Origin of the sequence: Cupriavidus sp. OTU4054, from assembly GCF_038440175.1 — a bacterium.
Classification (GTDB): Bacteria; Pseudomonadota; Gammaproteobacteria; order Burkholderiales; family Burkholderiaceae; genus Cupriavidus; species Cupriavidus pauculus_D.
Genome location: NZ_JASATF010000010.1, coordinates 95,402 through 121,266, shown reverse-complemented (window position 1 = coordinate 121,266; position 25,865 = coordinate 95,402). Strand labels below are relative to the sequence as shown.

Sequence of the window (25,865 nt, the reverse complement as noted above, 5' to 3'; positions counted from 1 at the left end):
CGCAATCAGAACTTGTGCCGAATCCCGATGCGCAACGCCAGTTGTCGATCGTTGCTCGATGACGCATTCGTGGCAAGAAGCGCGCGAATTCCCGACTTTGCGTCCTGGAAATTGGCCATGAAATAGACGTCGGTGCGTTTGGAGAAGAGATAGTCCACGGCGCCGTCGAACGTATTCCAGCGATAGCTATCCAGCTTCGAATACGTGTAGCCGGAAGTCAGGACGAGGCTCGGTGTCACGTAGTACGCGGCAGTGAGCGATGCGTTGTGCAGCGTCTCGGAAGACCCGACTCTGGGTTCGAGGCGAGTGTTCGTGTAGAGCCCGCTGATCGTCAGCTTATCGAATGTGTAAGCGGCACCGGCACCCATGGCGCGGTAGTCGTCGAGAATCGTTGTCGCCTGCGAGGCATTGGCCGCGGTGCCGAAAAGGCTCGGCAAGCCCAAGGCAGCGGCGGACTTTCCGGCGTACTGCTTGATGTTCGTGGTGGCCAATACCGCATTGAACGGGCCCGACGCGTAAGCCGCGCTAAGACTGTAGGCCCGACCGCCATTGGTATTGCTCGTGCCATCCTCGGCAAAGCTGTACTGCGCGTTTACGGTAAGACCGCCGATGCTTGGGCTGCTATACACCACGGTGTTGTTCAGCCAGGCCCCCGAGATCCGGTCCAGGTCGCCAGGCGAAAACGAGTAGATGCCGGTGTAGTAGCCCGGGTGATAGCGAATCAGACTCACCATCTGATCGAAGCGACGCCCCATCGTGACGGTGCCGAACCGCTCGGAAGACAAACCAACATAGGCCTGACGGCCGAACAGCAAACCGCCTTGACGGCTTGCGCCCGTGTCGGACATAAAGCCGCCCTCGAGGTTGAAAAGCGCAGATACATCGCTCGTAAGCTTCTCGGTCCCACGGAAGCCGAAGCGATTGCCCTGGCTCACACTGTCGTCCATCTTGACCAGGCTGTGCCCGCCCACATTGCTGAGGTAGGTCACCCCTGCGTCAATCGAGCCATAAAGCGTTACGCCCGACCTTGCTTGAGCCTGCGCTCCGCCTGCCAGAATAAAACAGGCCGCCCCGGCCGTCCAAACCATGCTGCTTGTCTTCAAGTTTCTCTCCCCTGTAAGCAAATCAGACCTTCCCAGAGATGCAATGCAATGGCTATGCCAGCCCTGCACGATGTTCTGTGAAAAGTAATTTGATGGTTTGTATTTCCTTGTTCACCGTACAACACAAAGAAATTACCAATAGGGAAGCCGGGTCCATGCACGGCATTTTTTGCGGCATCAACATGAGGCGTGGCGCCTTGCTTCAGTGCATTGACGACCCGGAGTGCACAGCGTCAGTGCCTGGTGAGTAAAAGTTCATTGTTCAATGGACAAGCACTTGAAAAACGCCAAACAACAGTCCAATATCAACCGAACCGGCCGCCCGGACAGCGCGGTCGCGCCCTTTGATGAGAGTGATTGGAGTGTTTCATGCGTTACCTTCTCGCGGCCATCGCCGTTGCCGGCATTACGGTCTTCAACCCCTCCTTTGCCGAGACCTATCCCACACGACCTGTCACCGTCGTAGCCCCCGTCCCCGCAGGTGGGACGGGCGACACGATTGCCCGACTGATCGCAGCCAAGCTGGGCGAGCGCATGCATCAGTCGTTCATCGTCGATAACCGGCCTGGCGCAAATACGACCATCGGCGCGGCGTATGTGGGGAAAGCAAAAGCAGACGGCTACACCCTGCTCGTCACGGGCGCGCCGACTTTTACGATCAACCCGTTGATCTATCCGAATCCACGATATAGCGCGGAGAGCTTCGACTATCTCGGGATCGTGGCCGCGATGCCGATGGTCATGGTGACTTATGCCGGCTCCCCGCTGAAGAACGTGGGCGACGTCATTGCGGCGGCGCGCAAGGCGCCTGGCAATGTGCCCTACGGCTCTTTTGGCAACGGATCGATGCCGCATGTCATCGCCGAGAGCTTCGCGGCGAGGACCGGCACGTCGCTCTTGCACGTTCCATTCCAGGGCAGCGCACCCTCCTTGACGTCACTCATGGGGAAACAGACCACCCTGGCCATCGATAGCGTGGTGGCAGCCGCGCCGTTCATTCAGTCGGGCGCCTTGGTTCCCATCGCAGTGGCGTCCCGAAGCCGCTCGCCACTCCTTCCTCAAGTGCCCACGTTCATCGAACAGGGCCTGCCCGACTTCGTGTTCGACAACTGGGTCGGCATCGTCGCACCGAAGGGATTGCCCGCCGATGTCGCGGCGCGTCTCGGGTCCGAGCTCAAGGCCATGGTTCATGACGCCGAGGTGGAGAAAAAGCTCGGCGCGATGGGGTTTTCCGTGACCTGGCAGGACGGCGCCGCGTTCCAACGCCGCGCGAGCGCCGAGATGGCGCAGAACGCCCCTGTGGTCGAGAAAATGAAGCTCAGGCAGTAACGCTTCGAGGAACCCTTCTACTCATCAGGACGCGGCACGGACCGCACGAGAGATACGTTATGACTGCCGAGCTTGCACAACTCACAGCACCCGATTTAAGAGCAATGATCGTCGCGAGGGACGTCTCGCCGGTCGAGGTCTTGCAGTCCTGCATTCGCCAGATCGAGACTTTCAATCCCTTTATCAACGCGGTCACGGCAACCTGCTTCGATCGGGCGTTGGACGAAGCGCGTGCCGCCGAGCGCGCGATCCTCGAAGGCAAGTCCGTGGGAATTCTCCATGGGCTGCCGATGGGCGTGAAGGACCTCGAAGAAACGGCGGGACTTCTGACTACCTACGGGTCTTCCTTGTACCGCGGCAATATTCCGGCACGGGACAATGTCCTGGTGGGGCGATTGCGCGCTGCCGGCGCGGTGCTTGTCGGAAAGACGAATGTCCCCGAGTTCGGCGCGGGAGCCAACACACGCAATCCAGTGTGGGGCGCCACCGGGAATCCATTCGATCCAAACCTGAATGCCGGCGGATCGTCTGGCGGCTCCGCGGCGGCGCTGGCCTGCGACATGCTGCCGATCTGCACGGGATCGGACACGGGCGGGTCGCTTCGAATCCCCGCGGCCAAGTGCGGGGTCGTGGGGATGCGGCCGTCTCCCGGACTCGTCCCCAGCGACCGGCGCCAGCTCGGCTGGTCGCCCCTCTCGGTCGTGGGACCCATGGGCCGGACCGTTGCCGAGACCGCGCTTCAACTTGCGGCAACGGTCGGCTTGTCCGACGCGGAGCCGTTGAGCTATGACGCGGACGCGCAGGCGTTCCTCGACCTGCAGCCTGTGGACCTGAGCACGCTTCGCGTCGGCTTTACCGAGGACTTCGGCGTATGCGAAGTCGACACCGCGGTCCGGGCGACATTCCGGGACAAGATCTCCAGGATCTCGGGGCTTTTCGCGTCATGCGAGCCGATCGACTTCGCCACGCATCCGCTCGGCGACGTCCACCGCTGCTTCGACATCGTGCGCTCCCAGGCTTTCGTCGCGGCAATGCACGATGCCTACGAAAGAGATCCCGATTCGATCGGCCCGAATGCGCGGGCCAACTACGAGCTTGGCGCGGCGTTCACGATGGCCGACGCGGCGTGGGCGCATTCCAAGCAAACGCGCATCTTTCGCGCGTTCCAGAAGCTGTATTCGCGCTACGACGTCATCCTCACCCCGACGACGCCGGTATCGCCTTTTGCGTGGACCCATCTGTACGCCGAATCGATCAATGGCAAGACACTGCCGAACTACTATCGATGGCTCGATCTGACCTACGTCGTGACGCTCGCCACGAATCCGTCCCTCTCGCTGCCGTGTGGGCGGGATCAGCGAAATCTTCCGTTCGGGCTTCAGGTCGTGGCGCCGTTCCGGCGCGACTTGCGGCTGCTGGAGATCGCATCCGCGCTCGAATCCGCCTTTAGCCGGGACCCGCAGCTGCGTCGCCCGCATCCCGATCTGGCGAACTTGACGGCGAGTATCCCTCCGCTGCGGTCCATCGTCACGCACCCGCCTCTGCTGGAGAGCACCGACGGGAGCGCCACCATATCCGTCGTGTGAGCCCGGGCGCGAGATAGAGCGGGAGCACTAACCATACGGTTGATCCCGGGGATGTGCAATACCGGCGAATCCATTAGCATCCCGCACAGAGGATCGATCCGTTCGTGCATGCATTTGCGGAATCGGTCTCGCCTATTTCAGGAGACGCCCTTTATGACGAGCCATCGCGGTGCCATCCATCGATTTACGCTGTGCCTGATCTCCCTTGCGCTGCTGCCGTCGGCATACGCAGACACCTACGCCTCGCGGCCCGTGCGGTGGATCGTGCCCTATCCCGCCGGCGGCGGTTCCGATTTTCTGGCGCGTGCCGTGGGGCAAGGCTTGTCCGCGCGGCTGGGGCAGCCCGTGGTCGTGGACAACAAGCCCGGGGCCAACACCGCGATCGGTGCCGCGGAGACCGCGCGGGCGGCACCCGATGGTTATACCGTGCTCTCGGCCGACAACGGCACGATGGTGTTCAATCCCGCGCTGTACAAGACGCTGTCGTATAGCCCGACGAAGGACCTTGCGCCCGTGACGCTGATCGGCCGGTTTCCGATGATCCTGGTGGTCGGGCCCGCCACGCGCGCGACGACCGCGCAGGCGTTCATCGCCGAAGCCAAGGCGAAACCCGCCGGGCTCAACTATGCATCCGCCGGCGCCGGCAGCCCTCATCATCTGGCGATGGAACTGCTGAAGGTCGAAGCCGGCCTCACGCTTACGCACGCCCCCTATCGCGGCGCCGCGCCGGCGCTGGCCGACGTCGCCGCGGGACAGGTGCCCGCGATGATGGTCGACTACGCCGCAGGCGCGGGCTTTATCAAGGGCGGCAAGGTTCGCCCGCTGGCCGTGGCCAACGCCACGCGGCTGCCGCAATTGCCCGATGTGCCGACCTTTGCCGAACTCGGCTACCGCAACGTCGAGGCCGCGGCGTTGAACGGCATGGTGGTGCCTGCCGCCACGCCGCCCGATGTCGTCGCCACGCTCAACCGGCAGGTGGTGGCCGCGATTCGCGATCCCGAGATCAACAGGCGGCTCGTCGATTTCGGGGTGGAACCGGTGGGCAATACGCCCGAGCAGTTCGGCGATTTATTGCGTGCGGAAACCGCGCGCTGGACGCGCCTGATTCGCGAGCTCGGCATTCATCTCGATTGATGACGTCAGGCGGTACTCAGACCGTGTATTCGCCGTTCGCTTCGGGCTGATACAGGATCTCCGTCACGACGATCCGCTGCGCGCGGCCGTCGGGCAGCGGAAACTGCACGGTCGAGCCCGCATGCACGCCAAGCAGCGCGCCGCCCGCCGGCGACAGCACCGAGACGCGACCGGCCTCGTAGTCGGCCGCATCCGGATAGACGAGCGTCCACTCGCGCGGCGTCGCGTCCCCCTCCAGCAGGCAGACGAAGCGCGTGTTCATGGTGACGATATCGTGCGGAATCTCGCTCGGCGCGACGATCGCGGCGCGCGCGAGCACGTCGTCGAGCATCTCGAGCAGATGAGGCGCCGCGCTCCGGGCGGCAAGACGCTCCAGACGGACGACGTCGAGCTCGGTCAGGAAAAGGGTCGGTGTGTGCTGTTGGGTCGTGGACATGGCATCTCCTGCGAATAAACGCAAATCGGCGCAAAAAAAAACGCGTAACGGGAATTGGATGGGTCGCTTGATTGCCCGGTCCGGCCCAACCCTCTCGGGTGTCAGTCCTGGTACCGGGCCCGATCAAGCGGAGCCTTGGTCCGCAGGAGAGGGAGAGCCTCGGCGCGCGCGCAGGCCGACGGCGTTCGCGCGGGGCGAGCGGCAGGCATCGGGAGCGGTTGGCAAGCGCACATGGGGCGATGGAGATAACGAGGTCGAAACGGAAGGCGAAACAGAAGTCGAGACAGAAGTCGCGACACACGCGCGGGCAGCAGCGATGTCCAACGCAAGTTCGTGCCATGCTAACACACGCTTTACACAGGCATAACGCGTGGCGTCCTACGCTGCCGTAGGACATCGCCCCAATGGCACGCATCGTGCACGTTCCGAGAGACGCTACTCAAGGAGAAACATGATGCAGAGCGACGTGCAGGATCAACGCGAGAAGATGGAGCGTATTCGGGGCAAGCGCCGGTACACATGGACGCACCCGATTTTTCTGATTGCGATCGTATTGATCGTCGGGGCGTATATCTCCACGTATTGGTAAGGCTGACGAGCGCTGCGTAAAAATTGCCGGCGATGGCACGGGTCATCGCCGGCATTCTTTTAGTGAAAGTCGCGGCTGCCGACCATCAGCCGGCCCAGCAATGGGCTCAGGTCCACCAGTTCCTTCGCCACGAGGTGCTTCACCTCGCCCTGCCGCTGCCACGTCCCGATGACGCCGACCAGCGTGGCGCCGAGCACCTCCTTGCGCTGGGTCTCCACGAGCGACGGCCACACGATCACGTTGACCGGGCCGGTCTCGTCCTCGATGGACATGAAGATCGTGCCGCTGGCCGTCGACGGCCGCTGCCGCACCGTCACGATGCCGCACGCGCGCACCATCCGGCCGTTCGGCGTCCGGTTCAGCTGCGCCGCCGAGACATACTTCATTGCGGCCAGCCGCTCGCGCAGCAGCGTCAGCGGATGGCACTTGAGCGACAGGCCCAGGCTCGCGTAATCGGCGGCCACGTCTTCGCCCAGCCGCGGCACCGGCAGTTCGAGCGCGTCTTCTTCCGGCGGCGCGGCATGGAGCAGGTCTCGATGCGCGCTCTGCAGCGCCGCCGCGCGCGCCTGCCAGCGGGCCTGACGGCGATTGCCGGCCAGACCCGAGAGCGCATCGGCGGCGGCCAGCACGTCGATATCGTGCGCGTCGAGCGCGGCGCGGCGCGCGAGGTCTTCCACGCTCGCGAACGGCTGCTCGGCGCGCGCCGCCTCGATACGATGCGCGGCCTCCTCGCGCATGCCCTTCACGCGATCGAGCCCCAGCCGCACATCGCGATATTGCCGCCCGGGGCGGCGCGCCTCGAGCGTGCTTTCCCAACCGCTGCACGTCACGTCCGCGGGAAGCGTGATCACGCCATGCCGGCGCGCATCCTGCACGAGCTGAGACGGCGAATAGAAGCCCATTGGCTGGCTATTGAGCAGCGCGCAGAGGAATGCATCGGGATGATGGCACTTGATCCACGCGCTCACGTACACGAGCTTGGCGAAGCTTGCCGAATGGCTTTCCGGAAACCCGTACTCGCCAAACCCCTCGATCTGCCGGCATAACGCCTGGGCGAACGATTCGGGATACCCGCGCGAGACGAGCGCGCTCATCAGCGCGTCCTGATGCTTGCGCAGATTGCCATGCCGGCGCCATGCCGCCATCGAGCGCCGCAGCTGGTCCGCCTGCCCCGCGGTGAAACCCGCCGCGTCGATCGCCAGCTGCATCACCTGTTCCTGAAAGATCGGCACGCCCAGTGTGCGGCCCAGCACGCGGCGAATCACGTCGTTGAAATAGGTCGGCGCCTGCTGCCGCTCGCGCAGCGCCTCGCGCCGCTCCAGATACGGATGCACCATGCCGCCCTGAATCGGCCCCGGCCGCACGATCGCGACCTCGACCACGAGGTCGTAATACTGGCGCGGCTGCAGGCGCGGCAGCATCGATTGCTGCGCGCGCGATTCGATCTGGAACACGCCGACCGTATCGGCCTTGCACATCATGTCGTACGCGGCCGGATCTTCCTCGGGCAGATCCTCCATGCGGCACGGCTGCCCCGCGCGCTCGGGGTCGGGGTTCGGCACCATCGCCAGCGCGCGGCGGATCGCGGTCAGCATGCCGAGCGCGAGCACATCCACCTTGAGCAGCCCCAGCGATTCGAGGTCGTCCTTGTCCCACTGGATCACGCTGCGATCCGCCATCGCCGCATTCTCGATGGGCACGAGCCGCGACAGCTTGTGCCGCGCGATCACGAAACCGCCGACGTGCTGCGACAGATGCCGCGGAAACCCGCGCAGCTGTTCGGTCAGGCTCGCCCATTGCTGCACCGCCGGCGCATCGGGATCGAGCCCGAAGCGCGCAAGCCGCTCCATGAACGCGCGTCCGCTGTCCCACCATGCCTGGCTCTTGACCACCTGCTCCACCACGGTTGCGTCGATGCCGAGCGCGCGGCCCACATCGCGCAATGCGCTGCGCGAGCGGTACGAGATCAGCGAGGCGGCCAATGCCGCGCGATGGCGGCCGTACTTGCCGTAGATGTACTGGATGACCTCTTCCCGGCGCTGGTGCTCGAAGTCCACGTCGATATCGGGCGGCTCGTCGCGCTCGCGCGAAAGAAAGCGGCCGAACAGCAGATTGGCCTGCGCGGGACTCACCTCGGTGATATGCAGGCAGAAGCAGACCAGCGAGTTGGCCGCCGAACCGCGGCCCTGGCACAGGATGCCTTTGCCACGCGCGAAACGCACGATATCGTGCACGGTCAGGAAAAACGGCTCGTACTTCTTTTCCTCGATCAGTTGCAGCTCTTCTTCGAGCTGCTGCTCCCATGCGGGCTCCATGCCATACGGAAAGCGTTCGCGCATGCCGATTCTCACCTCGTCCCGCAGGTACTGGATGGGCGTGAGGCCATCGGGCACCAGTTCCTCGGGGTATTCGTAGCGCAGCGTGCCGAGCGAGAAATCGCACTGGTCGGCGATGGTCAGCGTGCGTTCCAGCGCCTCTTTCGGATACAGGCGCGACAGGACCTGACGCATGCGCAGATGCGCCTCCGCATTCGGTGCCAGCACATGGCCGCATGCCTGCAACGGCTGGCCCACGCGGATGGCGGTCAGCACATCGGCCAGCGGCTTGCGCGAACGCACGTGCATCGTTACCGCGCCGGCCGCCGCGAGCGGCACGCCGGTCTCGTCGGATACCTGCTGCAGGCGCGTGCGATGCAGCGCTTCCGCGTGGCCCTGCAACAGCTCCAGCGCGATGGAAACGCGCGCGCCGAATGTGCGCTGGCACCAGTCCACCTGCGCGCGCAGCACGTCGGGGTCGGGGCAATAGTCGGGCAGCAGCAGCACGAGGCAGTCGGGCATGCCGCGCAGATGGGACTGCTCGGGGGCGGGGTCGCTGAAGTCCGATGGGTACAGCAGGTAGCTGCCCTTCTCCGCGCGGCGGCGGCCCAGCGTGATCATCTCGCTGAGGTTGCCGAAGCCTTCGCGGTTCCTTGCCAGGATGGCCAGTCTGGGTGGCGGCATGGGGTTCGCCGCGACGTCTGCCATGAGCGTGAAGCGGCTGCCGATGATGAGGTTGAAGGCATCGGCCGCGGCGGCGCGGGCCAGCAGCCAGTTATTCTCTTCCCATGCCGCGTCGTCGCTGGGGCCCGCCTTCAACGCCTGCTCCGCCGCGCGGGCGGCTTCGCGCGCTTCCTCGCGCAGGGTCTTGAGCGCATGGTGCGCGCGCGCGGTGCCGGCCACCGAGCACTCGTCGGTCAGCGCGAGTCCGCTGTAGCCGAGCTGGAACGCGCGCTCGATCAGCTCGGCCGGGTGCGACGCGCCGGTCAGGAACGTGAAGTTGGAGATGCAGTGCAGCTCGACGTAGTCGGGCAGCGACGGCAGTAACGGAAACATCGACATCAGGCAAACAATCCATGCAGGAACCAGCGGTACTCGCCGCCCTCGTCCCCGTCGCGCGCGGGATGTCCCGGGCGCTCGCGATACACCCAGCAGCGCACGCCGTCGGCGCGCTCGGCGATAAAGTAGTCGCGCGTGGCCAGGCCGCCGTCCCACCAGCCAGCCTCGATGCGCTCCGCGCGCGTGAGCATGACCAGCGGGCCCTCGTACAGCGGACGATGGCGTTCCACGCGCAGCGGCTGCGGGGCTTCGAGCAGCCATAGCGGGCGCTCCGGGCGGTCGCCACTTCCGCTGGTCCCGCTGGTCCCGCTGGTCCCGCTGGTCCCCCCACCCCCACTGGCTCGGCCGGTCCCGCGTGTGGGCACCTCGTCGATGGGACACCATCGATTGGCGCGCTCGGGCCGATGGTCGGCCAGCGGCCTGGGCTGCAGCACATTGTCGCGGCCGAGGCGCGCCGTCAGCGTATCGAGCAGGCGCGCGAGTTCCGCGGGCTCGCCCGCCGGGTCGGGAAACAGCGCCTCGCTGCGCGGCAGGCACGTGGACATCGTTTCCACATTGAGCGCGAGCCCGCCGACGGGCGCGTGGAAGCGCACCTTGTCGAGCTTCTCGCGCAGCAGCCGGGACAGATGCACGGGGTCGCGGCTCGGTTGCGCGAGGGCGAGCGGCACCGGCGTGCAATCGACCTCCACGCCCAGCCGGTAGCGTTCGTGCTCGAGCACGAGCACGCAGCGCGTGACGCCCGCCTGCTGTGCCGCGAGCCAGCCCGACAGCGCCAGCAGCAGGCGCTGCGCGCCGGCCAGCACGCCTTCGGCCGAGTCGATGCGCCCGGGCAGTTCCATGCGCTGCGAGAACGTCGGCGGCGCTTCGAACCATGCAAAGCCCGCGCGCGCATCGCCGTATGCCTGATCGAGCCGCGCGAGCAGCGCCGGGCCGAGCCGCCGCGACAATCCCGTGCGCGGCAGCCGGCGCACCTGCGCGAGCGTGCGGCAGCCGATGCCGTCGAGCCATTCGGGATCGACGAGGTTGTGCAGGCACTCGACGGACAGGCGATCGAGCAGGCGATGCATGCGGGCGGCCTGCACCGCGCGCCGCGCGGGGCGGAGGATCTTGCCGCGCGCGGTGCGGCGCAGCGGCTGCCGCGCGAGCCAAGCGGCGCCCTGCGCGGTGGTGCCCGTGCCGATCTGCGCGAGGGTGCCCAGTTGCCGCACGCGCGCGCGCACCGCGCGGCTCAGCGCGCGATGGCCGCCGAACAGCCGCAGGCTTGCGGTCACGTCGAGCATCACGGTGGCCGCGTCGGGGGTCTCGTCGATGGTCACCGCGGGCGTGAAATGCAGCAGCGTCAGCGCAACCGCGGTCATCAGCGAGGCTTCGGCCTGCACGTCGCGCTCGAGCTGCACCACCTCCGCGGAGAGCGCCTGCACGCCGCCGCGCCGCATGCCATGGCCGACGCCGAGCGACATGGCCGGCCCGTTGGCCAGCACCACGCGTTCGTGTTCGAAGACCGCCACCGGCAGCGCATGGAACGCGACGGAGGTTGTGCCATCTGCTGCGATGGTTATCGCCTCAGGCCAGTTCGGCCGCAGCGCGTCCAGCGACAGGCGCGGCAGATGCACCGCGATCCAGTGTGTCGGCAGCATGGACAAGACTCTTCTCAGTGACGGGGGCGGCGGGACGGCCCGGAACATGCGCCATGCCCGCGAGCGGCAACAGCAGCGGTGTGTCCCGCACGGGCCCGCGCCGTTTATGGAACGCGATGGACAGCACATTGCCGGGCATCGGCGACAGCGATAACCGCAGCACCGCGGGCGACGACTCGTGCAGCGCCTTGCGCGGCCGCAGCACCCAGACCACCGTATCGCCCGCATGGGCCAGCACCTGCAGCCGGCGCATCGCTTCCGGCCGCGCGCCCGACAGCCATACCATCACCGCGCCGAACGCCTGGCTGCGCAGCATCTGCTCGGCCGCCCACAGCATGTCCGCGCGGCGCGCGGCCTGCGTGGCGCCGGCCGGTGCCCGCACCCAGAACAGCTGGCTTGCCGGCAGGCTGTCGGCAAGTCCCATCGCGTTGGGCAGGTACGGCGGATTCACGAACCCCACGCGGCGCCCCGTCGCGGCAATCGCGCGCAGCGCCGGCATCAGCAGGCGCAACTCGCCCGCGCCATCCTGCGCGAGCAGCAGTTCGGTCACGGCGGCGGCCGGCCAGCCGCCGCCGGGCAGCTCGGCCGTGAGCGCGTCATAGCCCGTGGGCCATACCGGCAGACGGCCCAGATGGCCTAGCTGGCCAGCGCGCCAGAGACCCGGATAGCGCTGCTCGAGATCGGCAACGGCCACGCGGCCGCCCTCCGGGGGCGGGTCGGGCGCATCAGGTTCGGGCGCATCAGATTTGGGCGCATCAGGTTCGGGCGCATCAAACAGCGGGGACGGCAGCTCCACCGCCATGGGCGGGGCTGCGTACGGTTGCGCAGGCATTGTGCTGTAGTCACCTCTTTTTATAAGGCGACGTCGTGGTTTCTCTCAATAACTGTATATTTATACAGTATCGGGAGCCACGCAAGCTTTCGATGCACCAGTGCGGAGACCTTCACACGGCAAAAACCACGCGCGCGTGCCATGCCCGCCTTGGGACTGCCAGCAACGGAATGTGAACAAATGTCAGACAGGATTGGCTTCGCGTCACTGGTACGGAACAATCCTTGCTATGAAACGGAATACGCGCGAATGCGTACATCTTCTGGTGAGCGGCCTCCAGCGCGAGGGACCGCTTCGACGCGATCAGCTTGCCGATGCAAGCGGACTGACCGCGGAGGAAACCACACGCGCGCTCAAGGCCGCGCGCCAGATGTGCGTGGTCGACCATGTGCCGCACGAACCCGAGGCGCACGACAACATGGTCTATTACAACCTCACCGGCCGCCCGTTGCCGCCTGCCCGCCGCAGCACGCGTATCCCGCCCGCGCCGGCCGACCGCTTCCAGGCGCTGCTCGAAGCCTGGAACTCGCCGTTCGAGGCCTGACCCGCCCGTCGATTCACCGCTTCAATCCACCGGCAGCACATGCAGCGTCGAGGTGCCCCGCGCATACTCGACCGCGAACAGGCGCCGATGGCCGGCGTCGAACGCCACGCCACGAATCGACTGGAATCCCTGCGCGAACACGCTGACCGCGCCCGCCGCCGAGATGCGGCGAATCGCGCCATCGTGGCCCCCCGTGAACAGGTCGCCATTGGCACCCAGCGTGAACTGGTCGTTATCGGCCGTCGCCAACAGCTTCAGGGCATCGGCACGGCCCGGTGTCGACGTCAGTTGCGCCAGATCGCCCGTATAGATCTTTCGCGTGGACTGGTCGCCGACGTACAGCACGTTGCCGCGCACCGCCACGCCCACGGGCTTGTCCAGTCCCGTCACCAGATCCCGTTCCACACCGGTCAGCGGCGTGGTCTTCGGATCGATCGTCAGCAGGCTCACGCCGCCCTGCCGGCTGGCATCGCCCCGGCCTTCCTGCTGGATAAACCAGCTCACCACATAGGTATTCGTCTTGACGGGCCATAACCCGATACGCCGGCGCTCGGGCGCCAGTCCCTTCACCACATCGATGCTGCCGCGCGGATCGACGTATGCCACGCCGCCCGCGCCGCCAAACCCGAACCTCGGAACAAGATAACGGCCATCGGCATCGCGCACGACCTGGCCGAGACCCGGGCCGCGCGGCGTGGTCACCGGCGGCAATGTGGCCAGCGGCAGCACGCGTCCATCGTTGGCGCGCGACTGCAGCCGGTTGCCCGTGTCGTCGGTAATGATGGCTACCTGCGTGGGGTCGCTCCACCAGATGCCGTTGGCGCTGCCGGCGAGCGCTTCCTGCGCGGGCTGGCGATCGACGGACGGCGCCGCGCAGGCGGCCATGAGGACAGCGGTCAGGGCAATCGGAACGCGCATACCGTCGGCGGGAAAGTTGGCATGACGCGATGATAGAAGAAGGAACGGCCGATTGATTGCGCGTTATTGCCGTTTATATGTCGCGTGCATGATCTGGATCCATTCGCCGTCGCCGCCCTGCATGAACGACGTGAGCGTGCGCTGGTTGTCGTCCTGGAACGCAATGACGTCGCGATACTTCGCCATCTTGCCCTCCACGACCTTGCCCTCCGGCGAGAACGCGGGGCCGTCGGCGCGCAGCGTCAGCGTGCGGCCATCGGACGAGAGATCGCCTTCGTAGACCCACAGATGGCTCATCATCGAGCCGATGAACGTGCCCACGAAATGCTTGCGGGCGGGATCGTAGCCAAGCGTCATCACCATGACGCCATGTCCGCAGCCCGGCATGTCGCCCTCGCTGCGGCCCTGCACCCAGATATCGCCGATGGCGGTCACCTGCTCCGGCATCTTCCACTTCTGGGGCGGCGCATCGGGGCCCGGCTTCGCTTCGCCCTCGGCCATCCAGTTGCCGATGAGCTTCTTCAGCCAGGTATGTTCCTGAGTCGTTTGCGTCTGCATGCGTGATCTCCTTTATTTGTGTACAGCGTACACAAACTCTAGGAGACCATCGGCGATGTGTCCAGCAACATGACAACATTGTCATGTTGCATGGCCGGTGCTAGGGCAACCGGATCTTGGGCACGATAAACGTATTGCCCGGCGCGCGCATGACGTCGCACTGCGCGTCGCCCTTGCGCGTCTCTCCGGACGCCGTCATGAATTCGATATTGCCGACGACGCTGTACGCATCTTCGGCCACGCGACGCGTGGTGCTGCGCGTCCAGCGGAACGCCTCCGGATTCGGCAGCTTTGCCTTGACCGCATCCATGCACGCGATGGGCGCGCCGGGGGCCTCGGGCTTGCCGCGCTGGCCCAGTTCGTAGTTGATGCCGTCGAGCGACGACTCGACGACGGCATGGGCTGCCGCGGGCAACAGCAATGCGGTGAGCGCCAGCACGCGGGCCACCAATGTCATGTCAGGACTCCAATAGAAAAAGGCCGGCGCATGAAACGCCGGCCCCGAAGATTATAGCGAGACGGTCGGGATCAGACCGAGAGGTCCTTCGGCTCCGGCTTCTGGTCGTCGAACCAGCGGTAGAGCACCGGCACCATCACCAGCGTGAGCAGCGTCGACGTGATGAGGCCGCCGATCACCACCACCGCGAGCGGGCGCTGCACCTCGGAACCCGGCCCCGTCGAGAACAGGAACGGCACGAGGCCCAGCAGCGCGATCGTCGCGGTCATCATCACCGGACGGAACCGCTGCGTTGCACCGCGCACCACGCTGTTGCGCAGCGACATGCCCGACTCGCGCAGCGTGCGGATATACGACACCAGCACCACGCCATTCAACACCGCGATCCCCCACAGCGCGATAAAGCCCACCGATGCCGGCACCGACAGATACTCGCCCGTGACGAACAGCCCGATGATCCCGCCGATGGACGCGAACGGCAGCACAAGAATGATCAGCGTGGCATACCGCAGCGAGTTGAACAGCAGGAACAGCAGGAAGAAGATCGCGGCGATCGTCAGCGGCACGATGATCTGCAGGTGGCCCATCGCGCGCTCCATGTTCTGGAACTGGCCGCCCCACTCGAAGTAATAGCCTTCGGGCAGCTTGACCTTGCTGGCCGTCGCGCCCTGCAGTTCGGCCACGAAGCCGCCCAGGTCGCGATCCTTCACGTTGATCATCACCACGACGCGGCGCTTGGCCATTTCGCGGCTGATCTGCGCCGGACCGTCGGTCACCTCGATCTTCGCCACACTCTGCAGCGGCACCTGCACGCCCGAAGGCGACGATACCAGCAGATTGCGAATCGCCTGCACGTTGTCGCGGAACTCCTCGGGCAGGCGCACGGCCGCCGCGAAGCGGCGTTCGCCTTCGAAGATGTCCGTGGCCCGCTTGCCGCCGATGGCGATCTCGATGATGTCCTGGATGTCCGAGACATTGAGCCCGTAGCGCGCAATCGCCTGACGATCGATCTCGATCTGCAGGTACTGCTGGCCCGAGATCCGCTCGATACGCACGTCCTGCGAGCCCTTGATGCCGCCGGCCACGCGCGACACCTCGCCCGCGAGTTCGCGCAGCTTGTCGAGGTCGTCACCGAAGATCTTGACCGCCACGTCCGAACGCACCCCGCTGACCATTTCGTCCACGCGGTCCGAAATCGGCTGGGCCATCACGATCTGCACGCCGGGAATCGCCTTGAGCTTTTCGCGGATGGCGTTCTGGATATCGTCCTGCGTCCAGCCGTCGGGCCACTCGTCGCGGTCCTTGAGGCTCGCGATCGGCGTCGATTCGTTCTGGCCCTGCGGGTCGGCCGGGCTTTCGCCGCGGCCCACGCCGGAGACGATGCCCTTCACGCCCGGCACCGACAGCACGAGCTTGTTGGCTTCCTTCTCGAGCTTGATCGACTCTTCGAGCGAGATGTTCGGCACGCGGTCCAGCGCCGGCACGATGGAGCCTTCCTTCATCTCCGGAATGAACGACGTACCGAGCATCGGCACGATCGCGACCGCGGCAAAGAAGCCCACCACGGCGCCGATCACCGTCTTCTTGCTGTTGGTCAGCGACCAGTGCAGCATGCGCAGGTAGCCGCGCTTCATCACCGCGATGAGCCTGGTCTCGTGGTCCACGCCGCCCTTGAGCAGGTACGAGGACAGCACCGGCGACAGCGTCAGCGACAGGAACAGCGAGATGGCCAGCGCAATGGAGATCGTGATCGCGAGTGGCGCGAACATCTTGCCTTCCATCCCGCTCAGCGTCATCAGCGGCAGGAACACCAGGATGATGATGCCCACGCCGACGATCACGGGCGTGGCCACTTCCTTGACCGCGCCGACGAGGATCTCCGTCTTGGTCAGGCCGCTATCCCTGGCGTGCCCCAATCGCTCGAACGAGTTCTCCACGACCACCACGGACCCGTCCACCATGAGGCCGATGGCGATCGCCAGCCCCCCTAATGACATCAGGTTCGCGGACAACCCCATCCGGTTCATCACCATGAAGGTCAGCAGCGGTGTCAGCACGAGTGTCGCCAGCACGATCAGCGACGAGCGCACGTCCCCGAGGAACAGGAACAGGATGATCACCACGAGCACCACGCCTTCCATCAGCACCTTGGTCACGGTCCACAGCGCCGAGTCCACCAGCTCGCTTCGATCGTAGTACGGCACGATCTGCAGCTTGCCCGGCAGCATGCCGGTGCTGTTGATCTCCGCCACGCGCTTCTTCACGCGGCTGACCACTTCCTTGGCGTTGCCGCCGCGCATCATCATCACGATGCCGCCGACGGATTCCGTCTGGCCGTTCTTGATCAGCGCGCCCTGCCGGACCTCGTGCCCGATGGTGACCTCCGCCACATCGCGCAGGTACACCGGCGTGCCGTTGACCTCCTTCATCACGATGCTCTGGATGTCCTCCACCCCGCGCGCAAGGCCCACGCCGCGAATCAGGTATTGCTCGGCATAGTGCGGCAGCACGCCGCCGCCCGAGTTCGCGTTGTTGTTGGCCAGTGCCTGATACACCTGCTGCAGCGTGATCTGGTAATGGCGCATGCGGTCAGGATTGACCAGCGCCTGATACTGGCGCACATAGCCGCCCTGCGAGTTGATTTCCGCGATACCGGGGATCGAACGCAGCAGCGGGCGCACCACCCAGTCCTGCACGATCCGGCGCTCGGAGAGCTCTTCCTGCGACAGTTCCTTGTCGCCGTCGTCCGCGCGGTCCAGCGTGTACTGATACACCTCGCCAAGGCCGGTCGAGACCGGGCCGAGCACCGGCGTCACGCCCGACGGCATGCGCCCGCCCACTTCGATCAGCCGCTCCATGACGAGCTGCCGCGCAAAATAGACGTCGGTCTTCTCGGTGAACACGAGCGTGATCAGCGACAGGCCCGCCTTGTTCAGCGAACGCATCTCTTCCAGGCCGGGCAGGCCCGTCATCGCCATTTCGATCGGCACCGTGACAAAGCGCTCCACCTCCTCGGGCGAGCGCCCGGTGGCTTCGGTGGCGATCTGCACCTGCACGTTCGTCACGTCCGGGAACGCATCGACCGACAGCTTGCCGGCCGCGCGCAACCCGAAGAAGAACAGCACGATCGCGATCACGCACACCACCAGCCGCTGCTTGATAGCGGCTTCTACCAGGGATGTCATCATGGCGGCTTATCCCTGTTCGAGGCGCTTGCGCTCGTTGTCCAGATGGAACGCGCCATCGACCACCACGCGGTCGCCCGGCTTCACGCCGCCGAGCACCACGCGCATGCCGTCGCTTTCCGCGCCGAGCTTGACCTTGGTCAGGCGGTACTGGTGGTTGGGCATCTCCACATAGACGGACTCGTCGTTGCCATCGCGCACCACGGCGGACTCCGGCACCACCAGCTGCTCCACGGCCTTGCTGGCGATGAGCATGCTCGCGAGCATCGCGGGCTTGAGGCGGCCGTCGCGGTTGTCGAGCTCGGTGCGCACGAGCACCGTGCGCGTCTGCGGGTTCACGATGCGGCCGACGTAGATCAGCTTGCCCGTGATCGCACCGTTGCCGTTGCCCAGCGACGGGACTTCGATATCCACGCTCTGCCCTTCCGCGACCAGCGCGGCCTGCTGCTCGGGCACTTCGGCCACGACCCAGACGCGCGACAGGTCGGCCACGGTGTAGAGCGCGTCCGCCGGCTGCACGACCTGGCCCTGCGCGACATTGCGCTCGACCACGGTGCCGCTGATGCTCGAATACACGGGCGAGTACGAGTCGATGCTGCCGCTCTTGGCCAGCGTGGCGATGGCGGCCGGCGACATGCCCAGCACGCGCAGCTGGTCGCGATAGGCGCGCATTTCCGCGGACGCGATGGCGAATTCGCTTTCGCGGCGTTGCAGTTCGCCGCGGCCGATCACGTCGGCCGCGAACAGCTGGCGGGCACGCTCGGCATTGCGGGACTGGAGGTCGCTCTGCGCCACGGCCTTCAGGAACGACATCTGGACGGCGCCGAGTTCGCTGCTATGCAGGCGCGCGAGCACCTGGCCGGCCTTCACTTCCTGGCCGAGGATGGCGTAGAGATCGGTGACGCGGCCGGTCACGCTCGCGCCGATGCGCGAGACGCGCTGCTCGTCGAAGTCGACGCGGCCGGCCACGCGCAGCATTTCCGCGAACGGGGACGTGGCGATGGGCGCGACCTTGAGCGTCGCCAGCAGGTTCTGCTCGGGCTGGACCAGACCCGGCGGCAGCTTGGCCAGGGCCGGTTCGGTCTCCGCCTCCTTGGAGCAGCCGGTCAGCGCAAGCACCATGACGGCGGCGGCCGTGAACGAATAAAGGAAATTGGGGCGCATGATCAATTCGGAATCTGGGACGTGGGCATCGCGGACGGCATCGGACCGGTAACGCTACCGGGCGCCGCGGACATGAGCTTTTCGATCTGGATGGCGGCAACCTGCATCTCGTACTGCGCGGCGATGAGCTCGTTCCGCGCATTGCGCAGCACACGCTGCGCATCGATGAAGTCGAGAATGCCGCGCTCGCCGAAGCGGTACGCGGCTTCCGCCACGCCCAGCGCGGATTCGGCTTCGCGCACGATGCCGGACTCCAGCGCCGTGACCTGCGCCTGCGTGATCTCGTATTGCCGGTATGCGGTGTCCAGTTCCTGCATGAGCTCGAACTGGCGCGCTTCCAGCGCGGTCTGCGCCTGCGTGGCCTGCGCGGTGGCCTCGCCAACAGGGCCGCTGCGGCGGTCCCATAGCGGAATGGTCATGACCAGGCCGACCTGCGTCACCTTGTTGTCGGGCTGGCGATCGGTCTGCGCGCGCACCGAGACCTCGGGCCAGCGCAGCGAACGCTGGTAGTCCACGCCGAGACGCGCTTTCTCCAGTTCCATGCGGCGCTGCGTCAGTTCCGCGTTGTTGCTGAGCATCGTCTCGTGGAGGATGCCGAGCGCCGGCACGGTGGGCGAGGTGCCGAGCGTACCCTGCACGTCGAACAGCGACGGCATGCCGCCGCCCACCTGCTGGCGCAGCCCAGCCTTGGCCTGATCCACGCGCAGCTCGGCCGTCTGCATGTTCTTCTGCGCGGTGAGCAGTTCGGTTTCCGCCTTGATCAGCTCGTAGCGCGGAGCCTCGCCGACTTCCACGCGCAGCCGGGCGCGCGAATGGATCTGCCGCATCATCTCGAGGTCCTGGCGCGCGGAGTTGAGCTCCGATTCGCGGCGCAGCACCTGATAGAACGATGTCTTGACGCGGGCCGCGAGGTCCGACCGGAACCCCTGCCGCTGCGCCTGCGATGCCTCGAGCCCGCGGCCCGCCATTTCCTGGCGCAGGCTGCGCTGCTGCGGATAGTCGAACTTCTGCACCACGGCGTAGGTCGGCGCGGCGCCGCTCGGCACGTCGGACTGGCGGCCCTGCAGGCGGCCGTACATCAGTTCGACCTGCGGGTTCGGATACGCGCCGGCGGACGTGATGGCCGCGGACGCGGCATCCACGCCGGCCTGTGCGGCGTCCACGCCCTTGTTGGTGGACTGCGCCAGCGCGAGCACTTGCTGCAGATCGAAAATCGTGACCGATTGGGTCGTATATGCGGGTGGTGTCCGGACCGCGGCCGGCGCGGTCGTCGTGGCCGGCTGCTGTGCCCATGCGGACACGGCTACCAGCGACAACGACGCTGCCCAGGTCAGCGTTATCTTGTTCTTCATGTCGAAAGCAATCGAGCGAAACGGTTGCCCCACGCCCGCCAAAGGCGGATGACGTCCCTGGATGCCATGGCATCAGGACGAGAGCATGGCGCCATACAGGCGCTAAGGGCAAGGATGCGACCCGCCGTGTCCGGTCGTTACCGGACAGACGGCGGATGCCGTGAAGACGTCAGACGAGGGCGTCAGGCGGCCTGAGCAGGCTCGCCGGCCGGCTGGGAGCCCGGCCACCGGAAGGTGCCACGTAGGTGGCTACGGAGAATTGAACGGGAGGAACGGGCGGCAGCACGAACAGCGCGCTGGACTCCTCGATCTCGTCGAGCATGTCCAGCGGGTCGAGCAGGTCCGCGGACCAGATATTGCAGTAACCGGGCGGCGGACCGTTATCGACGAAGATTTCCTCGACCTCGAGCGGGTCGTCGCCGGGCAGGACGATCTGCTCGGCGGCATCGCCGTCATCGAAGAACCCGGTGGCCACGACCGCATCGGACTGCGCCACCGCCTCCATGACGGCGTCCGCCGCAGGTGCATCCGCGCGCACGTTCGCCGCTGCCGAAAACGACAGCGCGGACAGGCACAGGGCAGTCAGCAGATAGACGACGAAACGCATGAATGGGGGCGCGCGTTGGAGGGGTTACGACGGGAAAACCACGTGGCAGGCGAATTGCTGCGACACAGCATTGTAACCGAACGAAACATTGACCCCGCAGATTCATAGGAGTTCCGCGACTTATGCTGCGAACGCCTCCCGATTCGACTGCACGAAGTCCGCCACGGTTTGCGGGGACTGGCCGGTCACCTGGGCGATAACGCCGTCCACGCCCGAGAAGATGCCGTTCTGATAGTCCACCGCCGTGGCCAGAAAATGCTGGATCAGGAATTCCGGCAGGTTGTACGACTCCAGATGCGCGCGGTACTGCTCGAGCGTGGACGGTGCGTACGTGATGGTCCGGCCGAGGACCTTGCCGATTTCGGCGGCGATTTCCTGCTGGCTCATTTCCACCGGCCCGAACAGCGAGTAGATGCGGCCGATATGGCCTTCCGGCTGCGTCAGCACGCTCGCGATAAAGCGGGCCTGGTCTTCCGCCGCGATCGGGGCGTGGCGGCCGTCCCCATAGGGCAGCGTGATCTTGCCTTCGTTCACGAGCGGGTCGCGTACCCACGGGAATGTCAGCCACTCCGAGAAATACGTCGGACGGATATGCACGGTGGGCACGCCCGACCAGTCGAGCACGCGCTCGGCAATCCAGTGGTCGCGCGCCGCATGGCTCTTCGAGTCCTCGCGCGCCGAGATCTGCGACATCTCCACCACGACCTCCACGCCCGCGCGCTTGGCCGCATCGGCGAAGTAGGACGTCGCCTGGATATAGCCGGGCCGCACGGGATAGCACAGATAGGCCCCGGACACGCCCTCCATCGCGTGGATCACGTCGTCGTGCTCGAGCAGGTCGCCCACGAAGATTTCCGCGCCCTGCGCGCGCAGCGCTTCACTGCGCTCGTCCTCCTGATGCACGAAGGCGCGCACCGCGTGCCCCTGCTCCAGCAGTTGACGAATGGTATGGACACCGGTCTTGCCCGTTGCGCCCGTGATCAGATATTTGCGTTGTGCCATGAGTTGCTCCTGTCGAGGTAATGGGTGTCCGACAGCGTCAAATCGCATCGAGATGCCGTTTGACATCGTTCAAAAGCGCCACTGAAGCGTCGGAATCTTCAATGACGCGTGACATCGTGATCGCGCCGATCATTGCCGCCAGCGCGAACGCGGCGGCGGATTTCGCCTCGTTCGGGGACCTGTCCGCGAAGCGTCTGGCAAGGGTGTCGCGCAGGTCGTCGAACCCCTGCGTGGCGGCCCGCCGTGTCTGCGTGTCCGCGTGGGCCAGTTCGCTGCCCATGGCGGCCAGCGGGCAGCCGCCGGTCGGCGTGTCGCGGTGCGCCGTGGACACGTAGGCATCGACCAGCGGCGCGATGCCGGGCTTCGCGCCCTGCTTTCCCGCCGCGGCTTCCAGTCCGGCAATGACTTCGGCCATGGCCTGCGTACAGGCCTCCGCCACCAGCTGGTCCTTCGACGCGAAGTGCCGGTAGAAGCCGCCCTGCGTCAGGCCTAGCGGCGTCATGACGTCGTTGAGCCCCGTCGCCTGAATGCCCTTGAGCCGAAACTCGCGTGCGGCCATCTCGACGATGCGCCGGCGTGTTTCCGCGGTTTCCGCTTTCGACTTTCTCATGTTCGCCCCTGTGCCTTCGATTGTTTGTGGTCGCTAACCATCTTATTTAGATGGTAGTCACCATCTATTTGGAAGTCAAGGAAGTTTTAGATGGGGATTGGCACATTAGGTCGAGTGAAGCCCGAGTCAAGGCGGCGGAAGGCGGTAGACTCTCGCCTTCCGCCCATCTTTGGCGCCTTTGCCGATATCCGCGTGACACGCTGCTTCGCGATTTTCTCGTTTTTCTCCGTCCTCGCCCTTCCCTCCCTTGCCCTCGCGCAATCCCAAGGCATCGATATCACGTGCGATCCCGCCACGCGCGGCAGTGCGACGGCCGCCGAGCGGTTGATCTGCGATCACGCGCTGCTGTCGATGGGCTATCGCCGGATCTTTGCCGATCAGCAGCGCATGCTGCGCGAGCAGAAGATCACCGACGATGACGTGGCAGCGTTCCGCAAACAGCGCGACGCCTGCACCACGCTGGACTGCCTCGATGGCGTGTTCTCCGCATGGAAGCAGAACACGGCGAATCTGAAATCGGGCCGCAGATAAACCGCCGCATCCGGCGTTTTGAACACTTCTGAAACGACACGGAAACCTTCGCCGATGGGTCCGGTATCGTCGCGACCGGTACGCTCGACAGCTATTGGTTCAACCTATGACGGACATTGGAAATGGGTCTTTGACCCAATAGCAAGTAGCGACCATTCTTAAGCCATCGCTTAACGCATTGCATCGCTCGATGCAGAGCACTTGTCCCACCCATCTGGAGTTGAAAATGAAGCGCGTTCTTCTTGCCATCGCCGGCGCCGCCGCCCTTGTCTCTTCCGTTTCCGCCTTTGCCGGTCCCGACTGGACCGTCATCGAGCGCGCCCGTACCTATGCACACCAGCAGCAAGTGCAACAGGCCCAGCTGCAGCATCAGCTGCAGGAAGCCCGCAGGGCATCGGGCAGCAACGCCAAGGCTGGCTGAGCCTGACGCGGCTCCCCGCCCCTGTCACCGGACGCATTCCCCGAGGGGTCTGCCGGGCCGCGTGGCAACGCGGGTAAGGAAAAGGCGACGGTCGTCCAGCCGTCCCGCGACCGAATGGTCATCGCGCCGCCGTGGGCTTCCACCAGACGCTGGCTGATCGCGAGGCCCATGCCCATGCCTTCCGGGCGGGTCGTGAAGAAGGGTTCGAAGACCCGCGGCAGATGCCGCGGATCGATGCCGCTACCGTTGTCGGCAATCTCGAACCACACGGGTCCGTTGCGCGCGTCGCGATGGTCGCCACACTGGTAGGCGCGTATGCGCAGATGTCCGGTGCGCACCGCGGCGACCGCCTGCAGCGCGTTGGTGAGCAGGTTCAGCATGACCTGCTGGATTTGCACACGGTCCGCCAGTACGTCGGGTAGCGATGAGGCGATATCCACGTCCATCCGCTCGGCGTGCGCGAGGCGCGACAGCGGCACCAGCGGCACGGTTTCGTCCCATGCGGAGCGCAGCGACAGCGGCTCGACCTCGCGCTCCGTGCGCCGGCTCAGCGCGCGCAGTCCGCGCAGCACCCGCTCCGCGCGCAGCGCCTCCTCGCGCATGCGTTCGACGCCCTCCGATACCTCCTTCAGATCCACGGTCTCGTGCGACAGCCAGCGCAGCGACGCATCCGCATCGAGCGAGATCGCCGCGAGCGGTTGCCTGAGTTCGTGCGCGATGGATGCGGCCATTTCGCCCAGCGTGGACAGGCGGCTGACATGGGCGAGCATGTCCTGCAGCCGCGCGAATGCGGCGCGCTGACGCACGACCTCGCGCCGCATCGCGCGCACGCGCATGGCCAATGCCAGCGTTGTCACGGCCAGCACGATGGCCAGCCAGATCATAGGGTGAGTGCGCGAGGGCGGCGTACCGCGAGCGCGTCGGCCATCGTCACCAGTTCCGCGAACGAGTCCGCCTGCATCTTGCGCATGACCTGCCCACGGTGGATCTTCACCGTCGCCTCGGTAATGCCGATGGCGCTGGCCACCTGCTTGTTCAGCAAACCCGCCGTGGCCAGCGACATGACTTCCTGCTCCCGCGGCGTGAGTTGCGCAAAGCGTGCCCGCAGCGCGCGCACCCGCGAGTCCGCCGAGCGGCGCGTGCGATCCACCTCCAGCGCGCGGTGCACGGCGTCGAGCAGTTCCTGGTCGCGGAACGGCTTGGCGATAAAGTCGCACGCGCCGCCCTTCATGGCGGCGACACCCATTGCAAAATCGGCATAGCCGGAGATGAAGACGATCGGGATCGGATGCTGGCGCTGGCGCAGCCGCGCCTGGATCTCCAGCCCGCTGATGCCGCGCAGCCGCACGTCCAGGACGAGGCAGGTCGGCACGTCGGGCGGCGTCAGCGCCAGCAATTCCTCGGCGGAAGACAGCGTTTCGTAGCGCAGGCCGACCGAGCGGAACAGGTTGGCCAGCGCCCTGCGCATGGCCGCCTCGTCATCGACAGCCAACACGAGTCCCTCGTCATCCAAGTCCGACAGCGCTGCGGGAATGGCATGAAACGTCACAGTACACCCCCTTCGTACCTTTGGCGAATCCGCGCATATTCTTCTGACTATCCAGAAAATGTATGTCGGTTGCGGGGCGCCCGCCACAAAAAGCTGTGCTTCGGCGCATGAAGTGCGACTTTGGTATGACTTCGAACCGACCGTAGTGGTAGCGCCCGCGCGTCCGCGTGCACATACATTGAGACCACATGACTCCGCCCGTCGCCCGCCGTCCGCCGCCATGCAGAACTCGTCAATTGTGGTGCCCCTTGTCTCCGTCGTGGAGGACGATGCGGGCGTAAGAATCGCGCTCGGCGGGCTGATCCGTTCGCTGCGGCTGCCCGTTGCGCTTTATGCGACGCCGCGCGGATTCCTGCAATCGCCGCGGCTGGCGGCCACCACCTGCCTCATTGCCGATATCGAGTTGCCCGCGATGACGGGCTTCGCGCTGTACGAGTCGTTGTGGGCGGCGGGGCTTCGCATGCCAGTGATCTTCATGACGGGCGCGGCGGACGAGACGTACCGCCAGCGGGCCGCGCTATTGAACGCCGCCGCGCTGCTGGAGAAGCCCTTTCTGCCCTCGGCGATGGTGGGGGCCATCGAGCATGCGCTGGCGCTCTCGCCTTCCTGAGGGCGCGGGCATGGAAAAAACGCCCCGTGCGGGGCGTTGGTGCGGGAGGACCCGGGCTTCAGGCGTCAGGCGCCGTCGGAAAACGAACTGCGCGGGCCGATACGCGCACCATCGACGAACGGGTTGCGTTCGCGAAGGCGCGCGCCATCGGTGTACGGGTCGCGCGGTCCTGCGCGATCGGCGCGGGCCAGATGATCGAAGACCTGCAGCGTGCGGGCCGGCGGCGCGCTGACGCCGGTGCGGTCCTGCCCGGCGTGGGCGTTGCCGGACAGCGCGACGCCGAGGGTCAGCGTCATGGTGGCTACAACGAGCGTGCGTGCGAAGTGGGACGTCATGA

Annotated in this window: 25 protein-coding genes; 8 read left to right on the top strand and 17 right to left on the bottom strand. The window is 65.8% G+C overall.

Going from position 1 to position 25,865, the window contains the following annotated elements:
- Nucleotides 1–5: 5 nt before the first annotated feature.
- The gene (locus AAHB16_RS14165) at nucleotides 6–1,103 is read right to left on the bottom strand and encodes a porin (protein ID WP_223851737.1); all 1,098 of its coding nucleotides are present in this window, start codon (nucleotides 1,101–1,103) and stop codon (nucleotides 6–8) included.
- A gap of 369 nt (nucleotides 1,104–1,472) precedes the next feature.
- On the opposite strand from AAHB16_RS14165, the gene AAHB16_RS14160 reads away from it, so the two are divergent.
- The 3 genes from AAHB16_RS14160 to AAHB16_RS14150 all read left to right on the top strand — a co-directional run bounded on the left by AAHB16_RS14160 (nucleotide 1,473) and on the right by AAHB16_RS14150 (nucleotide 5,152).
- Nucleotides 1,473–2,432 (top strand): Bug family tripartite tricarboxylate transporter substrate binding protein, encoded by a 960-nt coding sequence (locus AAHB16_RS14160; RefSeq protein WP_150374724.1) that lies wholly within the window; start codon nucleotides 1,473–1,475, stop codon nucleotides 2,430–2,432.
- A 59-nt stretch (nucleotides 2,433–2,491) separates the two neighbouring features.
- A complete protein-coding gene (locus AAHB16_RS14155) occupies nucleotides 2,492–4,018 on the top strand; it encodes an amidase (protein WP_342051176.1) in 1,527 nt (508 codons plus the stop codon).
- A 153-nt stretch (nucleotides 4,019–4,171) separates the two neighbouring features.
- A complete protein-coding gene (locus tag AAHB16_RS14150; protein WP_342051175.1) occupies nucleotides 4,172–5,152 on the top strand; it encodes a Bug family tripartite tricarboxylate transporter substrate binding protein in 981 nt (326 codons plus the stop codon).
- Nucleotides 5,153–5,168: 16 nt separating this feature from the next.
- Here the strand turns inward: AAHB16_RS14150 and rnk are convergent, their stop codons facing one another.
- Complete coding sequence (gene rnk, locus AAHB16_RS14145) at nucleotides 5,169–5,588, bottom strand: nucleoside diphosphate kinase regulator (protein WP_150374727.1); 420 nt, start codon at nucleotides 5,586–5,588, stop codon at nucleotides 5,169–5,171.
- Between the two features lie 451 nt (nucleotides 5,589–6,039).
- Between rnk and AAHB16_RS14140 the strand changes: the two genes are divergently transcribed.
- A complete protein-coding gene (locus AAHB16_RS14140) occupies nucleotides 6,040–6,177 on the top strand; it encodes a hypothetical protein (RefSeq protein ID WP_191002371.1) in 138 nt (45 codons plus the stop codon).
- 59 nt (nucleotides 6,178–6,236) lie between these two features.
- Here AAHB16_RS14140 and AAHB16_RS14135 read toward each other — a convergent pair whose 3' ends face one another.
- From AAHB16_RS14135 to imuA, 3 genes are read right to left on the bottom strand one after another with little or no spacing between them, the layout of a single operon-like run.
- Nucleotides 6,237–9,554, bottom strand: coding sequence for an error-prone DNA polymerase (locus AAHB16_RS14135; protein WP_342051174.1), 3,318 nt, complete (start codon nucleotides 9,552–9,554; stop codon nucleotides 6,237–6,239).
- Complete coding sequence (locus AAHB16_RS14130) at nucleotides 9,554–11,188, bottom strand: Y-family DNA polymerase (protein WP_342051173.1); 1,635 nt, start codon at nucleotides 11,186–11,188, stop codon at nucleotides 9,554–9,556. The genes AAHB16_RS14135 and AAHB16_RS14130 overlap by 1 nt, the downstream gene beginning before the upstream one ends.
- Nucleotides 11,115–12,020 carry a translesion DNA synthesis-associated protein ImuA gene (imuA, locus tag AAHB16_RS14125; RefSeq protein WP_150374730.1) on the bottom strand — a complete coding sequence of 302 codons (906 nt, stop codon included), beginning with the start codon at nucleotides 12,018–12,020 and terminating at the stop codon, nucleotides 11,115–11,117. Before imuA ends, AAHB16_RS14130 begins: the two co-directional genes overlap by 74 nt.
- A 265-nt stretch (nucleotides 12,021–12,285) precedes the next feature.
- Between imuA and AAHB16_RS14120 the strand changes: the two genes are divergently transcribed.
- Nucleotides 12,286–12,564 carry a hypothetical protein gene (locus tag AAHB16_RS14120; RefSeq protein ID WP_223851738.1) on the top strand — a complete coding sequence of 93 codons (279 nt, stop codon included), beginning with the start codon at nucleotides 12,286–12,288 and terminating at the stop codon, nucleotides 12,562–12,564.
- A 21-nt stretch (nucleotides 12,565–12,585) separates the two neighbouring features.
- Here the strand turns inward: AAHB16_RS14120 and AAHB16_RS14115 are convergent, their stop codons facing one another.
- The 9 genes from AAHB16_RS14115 to AAHB16_RS14075 all read right to left on the bottom strand — a co-directional run bounded on the left by AAHB16_RS14115 (nucleotide 12,586) and on the right by AAHB16_RS14075 (nucleotide 22,417).
- Nucleotides 12,586–13,482, bottom strand: a complete 897-nt coding sequence (locus AAHB16_RS14115; protein WP_342051172.1) for a hypothetical protein — start codon at nucleotides 13,480–13,482, stop codon at nucleotides 12,586–12,588.
- Between the two features lie 63 nt (nucleotides 13,483–13,545).
- On the bottom strand, nucleotides 13,546–14,040 hold the full coding sequence (locus tag AAHB16_RS14110; RefSeq protein ID WP_342051171.1) for a DUF1579 domain-containing protein: 495 nt from the start codon (nucleotides 14,038–14,040) through the stop codon (nucleotides 13,546–13,548).
- A 100-nt stretch (nucleotides 14,041–14,140) separates the two neighbouring features.
- On the bottom strand, nucleotides 14,141–14,497 hold the full coding sequence (locus AAHB16_RS14105; RefSeq protein ID WP_150374733.1) for a DUF2880 domain-containing protein: 357 nt from the start codon (nucleotides 14,495–14,497) through the stop codon (nucleotides 14,141–14,143).
- Between the two features lie 71 nt (nucleotides 14,498–14,568).
- Nucleotides 14,569–17,685, bottom strand: a complete 3,117-nt coding sequence (locus AAHB16_RS14100; RefSeq protein ID WP_342051170.1) for an efflux RND transporter permease subunit — start codon at nucleotides 17,683–17,685, stop codon at nucleotides 14,569–14,571.
- 6 nt (nucleotides 17,686–17,691) lie between these two features.
- On the bottom strand, nucleotides 17,692–18,846 hold the full coding sequence (locus tag AAHB16_RS14095) for an efflux RND transporter periplasmic adaptor subunit (protein WP_342051169.1): 1,155 nt from the start codon (nucleotides 18,844–18,846) through the stop codon (nucleotides 17,692–17,694).
- Nucleotides 18,847–18,848: 2 nt separating this feature from the next.
- The gene (locus AAHB16_RS14090) at nucleotides 18,849–20,198 is read right to left on the bottom strand and encodes a TolC family protein (RefSeq protein ID WP_150374736.1); all 1,350 of its coding nucleotides are present in this window, start codon (nucleotides 20,196–20,198) and stop codon (nucleotides 18,849–18,851) included.
- A gap of 169 nt (nucleotides 20,199–20,367) precedes the next feature.
- Entirely contained in the window at nucleotides 20,368–20,805 is a 438-nt protein-coding gene (locus tag AAHB16_RS14085) for an auxiliary protein of the heavy metal cation-transporting efflux system HmyCBA (protein WP_150374737.1), read from the bottom strand.
- Between the two features lie 120 nt (nucleotides 20,806–20,925).
- The gene (locus tag AAHB16_RS14080) at nucleotides 20,926–21,807 is read right to left on the bottom strand and encodes an NmrA family NAD(P)-binding protein (protein ID WP_150374738.1); all 882 of its coding nucleotides are present in this window, start codon (nucleotides 21,805–21,807) and stop codon (nucleotides 20,926–20,928) included.
- Nucleotides 21,808–21,844: 37 nt separating this feature from the next.
- On the bottom strand, nucleotides 21,845–22,417 hold the full coding sequence (locus tag AAHB16_RS14075; RefSeq protein WP_342051168.1) for a TetR/AcrR family transcriptional regulator: 573 nt from the start codon (nucleotides 22,415–22,417) through the stop codon (nucleotides 21,845–21,847).
- Nucleotides 22,418–22,507: 90 nt separating this feature from the next.
- Between AAHB16_RS14075 and AAHB16_RS14070 the strand changes: the two genes are divergently transcribed.
- Both AAHB16_RS14070 and AAHB16_RS14065 read left to right on the top strand, forming a co-directional pair.
- Nucleotides 22,508–22,948, top strand: coding sequence for a hypothetical protein (locus AAHB16_RS14070; protein WP_342051167.1), 441 nt, complete (start codon nucleotides 22,508–22,510; stop codon nucleotides 22,946–22,948).
- Between the two features lie 226 nt (nucleotides 22,949–23,174).
- Nucleotides 23,175–23,369: a hypothetical protein gene (locus tag AAHB16_RS14065; RefSeq protein ID WP_342051166.1), complete on the top strand. Its 195-nt coding sequence runs from the start codon at nucleotides 23,175–23,177 to the stop codon at nucleotides 23,367–23,369.
- Here the strand turns inward: AAHB16_RS14065 and AAHB16_RS14060 are convergent.
- Together AAHB16_RS14060 and AAHB16_RS14055 are read right to left on the bottom strand one after the other, a co-directional pair.
- Nucleotides 23,318–24,253, bottom strand: coding sequence for a sensor histidine kinase (locus AAHB16_RS14060; protein ID WP_342051165.1), 936 nt, complete (start codon nucleotides 24,251–24,253; stop codon nucleotides 23,318–23,320). The two genes, AAHB16_RS14065 and AAHB16_RS14060, sit on opposite strands and share 52 nt — an antisense overlap.
- On the bottom strand, nucleotides 24,250–24,864 hold the full coding sequence (locus AAHB16_RS14055; RefSeq protein WP_223851739.1) for a response regulator transcription factor: 615 nt from the start codon (nucleotides 24,862–24,864) through the stop codon (nucleotides 24,250–24,252). The genes AAHB16_RS14060 and AAHB16_RS14055 overlap by 4 nt, the downstream gene beginning before the upstream one ends.
- A gap of 295 nt (nucleotides 24,865–25,159) precedes the next feature.
- Between AAHB16_RS14055 and AAHB16_RS14050 the strand changes: the two genes are divergently transcribed.
- The gene (locus tag AAHB16_RS14050) at nucleotides 25,160–25,528 is read left to right on the top strand and encodes a response regulator (RefSeq protein WP_191002372.1); all 369 of its coding nucleotides are present in this window, start codon (nucleotides 25,160–25,162) and stop codon (nucleotides 25,526–25,528) included.
- Nucleotides 25,529–25,593: 65 nt separating this feature from the next.
- Here the strand turns inward: AAHB16_RS14050 and AAHB16_RS14045 are convergent, their stop codons facing one another.
- Nucleotides 25,594–25,863: a hypothetical protein gene (locus AAHB16_RS14045; protein WP_342051164.1), complete on the bottom strand. Its 270-nt coding sequence runs from the start codon at nucleotides 25,861–25,863 to the stop codon at nucleotides 25,594–25,596.
- Nucleotides 25,864–25,865 lie beyond the last annotated feature (2 nt).

Coding starts and splice junctions, on each gene's coding strand:
- AAHB16_RS14135 (WP_342051174.1), bottom strand. CDS start 9,554: ATGTCGATGTTTCCGTTACTGCCGTCGCTGCCCGACTACGTCGAGCTG.
- AAHB16_RS14045 (WP_342051164.1), bottom strand. CDS start 25,863: ATGACGTCCCACTTCGCACGCACGCTCGTTGTAGCCACCATGACGCTG.
- AAHB16_RS14155 (WP_342051176.1), top strand. CDS start 2,492: ATGACTGCCGAGCTTGCACAACTCACAGCACCCGATTTAAGAGCAATG.
- AAHB16_RS14150 (WP_342051175.1), top strand. CDS start 4,172: ATGACGAGCCATCGCGGTGCCATCCATCGATTTACGCTGTGCCTGATC.
- AAHB16_RS14065 (WP_342051166.1), top strand. CDS start 23,175: ATGAAGCGCGTTCTTCTTGCCATCGCCGGCGCCGCCGCCCTTGTCTCT.
- AAHB16_RS14100 (WP_342051170.1), bottom strand. CDS start 17,685: ATGATGACATCCCTGGTAGAAGCCGCTATCAAGCAGCGGCTGGTGGTG.
- AAHB16_RS14160 (WP_150374724.1), top strand. CDS start 1,473: ATGCGTTACCTTCTCGCGGCCATCGCCGTTGCCGGCATTACGGTCTTC.
- AAHB16_RS14070 (WP_342051167.1), top strand. CDS start 22,508: ATGGGGATTGGCACATTAGGTCGAGTGAAGCCCGAGTCAAGGCGGCGG.
- AAHB16_RS14115 (WP_342051172.1), bottom strand. CDS start 13,482: ATGCGCGTTCCGATTGCCCTGACCGCTGTCCTCATGGCCGCCTGCGCG.
- AAHB16_RS14075 (WP_342051168.1), bottom strand. CDS start 22,417: ATGAGAAAGTCGAAAGCGGAAACCGCGGAAACACGCCGGCGCATCGTC.
- AAHB16_RS14080 (WP_150374738.1), bottom strand. CDS start 21,807: ATGGCACAACGCAAATATCTGATCACGGGCGCAACGGGCAAGACCGGT.
- AAHB16_RS14140 (WP_191002371.1), top strand. CDS start 6,040: ATGATGCAGAGCGACGTGCAGGATCAACGCGAGAAGATGGAGCGTATT.
- rnk (WP_150374727.1), bottom strand. CDS start 5,588: ATGTCCACGACCCAACAGCACACACCGACCCTTTTCCTGACCGAGCTC.
- AAHB16_RS14085 (WP_150374737.1), bottom strand. CDS start 20,805: ATGCGTTTCGTCGTCTATCTGCTGACTGCCCTGTGCCTGTCCGCGCTG.
- AAHB16_RS14110 (WP_342051171.1), bottom strand. CDS start 14,040: ATGCAGACGCAAACGACTCAGGAACATACCTGGCTGAAGAAGCTCATC.
- AAHB16_RS14095 (WP_342051169.1), bottom strand. CDS start 18,846: ATGCGCCCCAATTTCCTTTATTCGTTCACGGCCGCCGCCGTCATGGTG.
- AAHB16_RS14130 (WP_342051173.1), bottom strand. CDS start 11,188: ATGCTGCCGACACACTGGATCGCGGTGCATCTGCCGCGCCTGTCGCTG.
- imuA (WP_150374730.1), bottom strand. CDS start 12,020: ATGCCTGCGCAACCGTACGCAGCCCCGCCCATGGCGGTGGAGCTGCCG.
- AAHB16_RS14060 (WP_342051165.1), bottom strand. CDS start 24,253: ATGATCTGGCTGGCCATCGTGCTGGCCGTGACAACGCTGGCATTGGCC.
- AAHB16_RS14090 (WP_150374736.1), bottom strand. CDS start 20,198: ATGAAGAACAAGATAACGCTGACCTGGGCAGCGTCGTTGTCGCTGGTA.
- AAHB16_RS14105 (WP_150374733.1), bottom strand. CDS start 14,497: ATGACATTGGTGGCCCGCGTGCTGGCGCTCACCGCATTGCTGTTGCCC.